Here is a 4,473-nt window from a genome sequence, read left to right as displayed (position 1 = left end):
CAATAATCTTAATCGACTCCCCCATTACTGATTAGGTAGGCGTAAAAAACAAAAGATAAATTTGTCGGGGTGGATTTAGGCAAAATCCTTGCTAGAGACTAGTTTATCTTTTTCCAACCCGCTCAGTATATGTTATATTTATTTTCACCCACCTAGTTAAAAATTCATTTTCTAACAAAATAGTTGCTTAATGGAAAAACCAATGTCCAACCCAGAAGTGCCCCAAAAGCCTGAAAAAATCTATCTGCCCCGTACTAGTGAATCCGAGACGTTGAAAAAGATTCGCCATACCACTTCTCATGTCATGGCAATGGCGGTGCAGAAGCTATTTCCAGGAACACAGGTAACTATTGGTCCCTGGATTGAGAATGGTTTTTATTATGATTTCGATAAGCCGGAACCTTTTACTGAGCAAGATTTAAAAACGATCAAAAAAGAGATGATTAAAATCATCAATCGGAAATTGCCAGTAATTCGGGAAGAAGTAAGTCGTGAGGAGGCGGAACGCCGGATTAAGAACATTAATGAACCTTACAAGCTAGAAATCCTGGCAGGCTTAGAAGACCCGATCTCAATTTACCATTTGGGGGATCAGTGGTGGGACTTGTGTGCTGGTCCTCATCTGGAAAATACTAAGGAAATAAACCCCAAGGCGATGGAATTGGAAAGCGTTGCGGGTGCTTACTGGCGAGGTGATGCGACTAAAGCCCAACTTCAACGTATTTATGGCACGGCTTGGGAAACGCCAGAACAATTGGTAGAACATAAGCGGCGCAAGGAAGAAGCTCTAAAACGCGACCATCGCAAGTTAGGAAAGGAACTGGGACTGTTTCTTTTTGCTGATGTGGTTGGTCCTGGTTTGCCCCTCTGGACACCAAAAGGAACGGTTTTGCGCTCTGTTTTAGAGGATTTCCTCAAACAGGAACAGCTAAAACGCGGTTATTTGCCAGTAGTAACCCCTCATATTGCTAGAGTGGATTTATTTAAAATTTCTGGTCACTGGCAAAAATATAAAGAGGATATGTTCCCCATGATGGCAGAAGATGAACAATCTGCTGCTGCGGAACAGGGTTTTGTCCTCAAACCGATGAATTGTCCTTTCCATATCCAAATTTACAAGAATGAGTTGCGTTCCTATCGGGAATTACCGATGCGATTAGCTGAATTTGGGACAGTATATCGCTACGAACAATCTGGGGAATTGGGGGGATTAACGCGAGTGAGAGGCTTTACTGTAGATGATTCTCATTTATTTGTGGCTCCAGAACAATTAGATGCAGAATTTCTCAGTGTTGTGGATTTAATCTTGTCGGTATTTAAGAGTTTGCAACTGAAAAACTTTAAGGCAAGATTGAGTTTCCGCGATCCAACTTTAGATAAATACATTGGCTCTGATGAAGCCTGGGAAAATGCTCAAGGTGCGATTCGTCGTGCTGTGGAAACCTTGGGAATGAATTATTTTGAAGGGATTGGCGAAGCGGCATTTTATGGTCCTAAACTTGACTTTATCTTCAGTGATGCTTTGGATCGAGAATGGCAGTTGGGGACAGTACAAGTAGACTATAATCTGCCAGAAAGGTTTGATTTGGAATATGTGGCTGAAGATAACACTCGCAAACGCCCAGTAATGATTCACCGTGCCCCTTTTGGTTCCCTGGAAAGGTTAATTGGAATTTTAATTGAGGAGTATGCTGGTGATTTCCCTTTCTGGTTAGCACCTGTACAAGCGCGATTATTGCCTGTAAGTGATGAGCAGTTTGATTTTGCCAAGGGCATAGCCCAAATAATGCGATCGCGCGGTGTGCGAGTAGAAGTAGATACTAGCAACGATCGTTTGCCTAAACTTATTCGTAATGCGGAGAAAGCGAAAATCCCAGTGATGGGAGTTGTGGGGGCGAAGGAAGTTGAATCTAACAGTCTGAGTATTCGCACTCGCTTGGCGGGAGAAGAGTCTAAAGATTTAGGCCCTATTTCTGTAGCAGAAGTGTTGGAGAAGATGGAAAAGGCGATCGCAAACCGTGAAAATTTCTAAACCATTTTAGGGATTTAGAAGTAGGGTTTCTTTAAGAAACCCTATTCTCTTTCACTTTTGCGATACCCCCTTCTGCGACAAATGCCGGATAGGAATCTCCACCACAAATTCAGATCCCTGCCCAGGTACTGAGTTGCAAAATATCTTACCTCCATGTTTTTCCACAACAATTTGATAACTAATTGACAAGCCTAAACCTGTTCCTTTTCCAACTATTTTAGTTGTAAAGAAAGGATCGAATAACTGTTTTTGTGTCTCCTGAGTCATGCCGGAACCATTATCCGCGATGCGAATAAAAACATGTAAGTTTTCATCCTCAATAAAATTTTCTATCTCCAATTGGGATTGGGAATAAGTATTAACATTAGCTTGATGCTCCTCCCAGGAATAGTCAGCAAAATTATGGGGGTGAATATTACCGCCCATCTTTTCAGCTTGGATTAAACTGGAACTATCTCGATCAACTATGCCAGTTTGGATTGTAATAGTAGGAGAAAAATGGATCGTGATTTCTGATAAAGCCTCACCCATTTCTGACTCATAACAGCTTATTTTCTCCTCTACTGCATCGATCGCATTAGTCAGTAAATTCATAAATACCTGATTCATTTGTCCTGGATAACACTCAATTGGTGGGAATTCACCATAGTCTTTAATCACCTTAATTCCGGGCAATCCTGGTTTACCTTTAAGTCGATATTGCAAAATCATTAACGCACTCTCAATCCCTTCGTGGATGTCTGCCCGCTTCCTACCTGATTCATCTGAGCGAGAAAATGTCCGTAGGGATTGGACAATCTCTCGAATCCTTTCTGCACCAGCTTTCATCGAGTTCTGAAGTTTAGCAAAATCGCCCATAAGAAATTCCAGATCGATGCCATCAATCCGTTGTTTAATTACGGCTGGGGGATTGGGGTAAATACTACGATAAAGTTGCACCAAACTTAAGAGATCTTGACAATATTCTTGAGCATAAATTAGATTTCCATAAATATAATTAACCGGATTATTAATTTCGTGAGCCACACCAGCGACAAGATGTCCCAGACTTGACATTTTTTCAGTTTGCAATAACTGAGCTTGAGTCTTTTGTAACTCCCGCAGAGTTTGTGTTAAGCGAGTTGCTTGTTGTTGGGCTTGTTCCATTGCTCTATGGCTATCAGCATATAGTTCCGCCTGCTTAATTGCAATCAAAAGTTGCACCATTACCGATTGTAATAGTTCAACTTCACTATCAGTCCAGAGTCTAGCTGAACGAGTGTGACTGCAACTAATTACACCAATAGCACCGCCAGGAGTCTGCATTGGTAAGAGTAACACAGAAGCATAGCCTAGCGATCGCACAAACTGCCGGAAATTTGGATCGCTGACAGTATCTACATTATTGATCCTCAGAATTTCTAGATGCAAGAGTCGCTGACTTAAAATTCCGACAATTTCAGCAGGATAACGACCGATTAAATCTGGTAAATCGGGATGGCGAGCTTCTTTTACTACCTCCCAATAAGGTTGAGCTTCATGAGGTTGATACCAAGCAAAATGACAGCGATCTATTTGCAACATTTGCCGGATTTCTTGAACAGCAGTTTCCAAAATTGTGTTCAGATCCAAACTATTGCGTATTTCTGTAGATAGGCGATTCAATAGCGCTTCGCGCCGTGCTTTTTCGTGCAATTGTGCGCTTTTTTGTCGCAAGGCAAATTCAGCAGATTTACGAGGACTGATATCCTGAACCACATAGAGCAAATAGTTAGGATTGCCTTGAGGAGTACGAACTAAAGAAGCCGTAACTTGAACCCAAATAAAGGGATCATTTTTGCATAAGTAACGCTTTTCTAGGGAGTAGGTTTCAATTTCACCAGCAGCCAGCGCTCTCTCGTAGGTGCGATCGCACTCTCGATCGTCGGGATGGGTTATATCCCGACAATTGATTGCAAAAAGCTCCTCGCGGGAGTAACCAACAATATCGCAAAATTTTTGATTTACCCGCACCAATTTGCCATCAAGAGACTTGTGTTTAATTCCAACTGCTGCTTGTTCAAAGGTAGCGCGGAAACGTTCTTCACTCTCTCTGAGTCGATCTTCTAATCTTTCTTCTGATTCCCGCAAGAATATTTGTGAAAGTTGCTCCTCGACAGTTTCCTGTTCCAGATATTCTTGGGCGCTATCGATAAAATTTATGCCTGTTTCCAGATCTATTTGATGGGGAAGAGCAGAACATTTATTTTCATTTTCTAATAAAGTAGAGGGAGCCAAATCTCCCTCTAGCAACTCTGTAAATATGATTACTCCGCCAACCTCACCCATACTTGTTCGCCACGGCTGAATTTTCCATTTAACTTTTTGTCGCGCTCCGTCAGATTTGAGGAAATAATCAGCATTGCTGAGGTGAGTTGCCCCTGCTAAACAAGAGGCAAAAATTTCTTGCCACCGTTTAAGAG

General features: G+C 41.9%; 2 protein-coding genes. One reads left to right on the top strand and one right to left on the bottom strand.

From position 1 onward, the window contains the following. The first annotated feature begins 202 nt into the window (after positions 1–202). The gene (gene thrS, locus NJ959_RS26080) at positions 203–2,032 is read left to right on the top strand and encodes a threonine--tRNA ligase (protein ID WP_254014675.1); all 1,830 of its coding nucleotides are present in this window, start codon (positions 203–205) and stop codon (positions 2,030–2,032) included. A gap of 51 nt (positions 2,033–2,083) precedes the next feature. Here the strand turns inward: thrS and NJ959_RS26075 are convergent. Further along, on the bottom strand, positions 2,084–4,473 hold a 2,390-nt coding region (locus NJ959_RS26075), incomplete at its 5' end, for a GAF domain-containing sensor histidine kinase (protein ID WP_254014674.1).

Source organism: Limnofasciculus baicalensis BBK-W-15 (assembly GCF_024178385.1).
GTDB lineage: Bacteria > Cyanobacteriota > Cyanobacteriia > Cyanobacteriales > Coleofasciculaceae > Limnofasciculus > Limnofasciculus baicalensis.
Note: the sequence above shows the minus strand (reverse complement) of the source record. Positions and strands in the feature narration are given on the sequence as shown.

What these genes read in the sequence shown, in the direction of transcription:
- thrS (WP_254014675.1), top strand. Translation starts at nt 203, where the DNA reads ATGTCCAACCCAGAAGTGCCCCAAAAGCCTGAAAAAATCTATCTGCCC.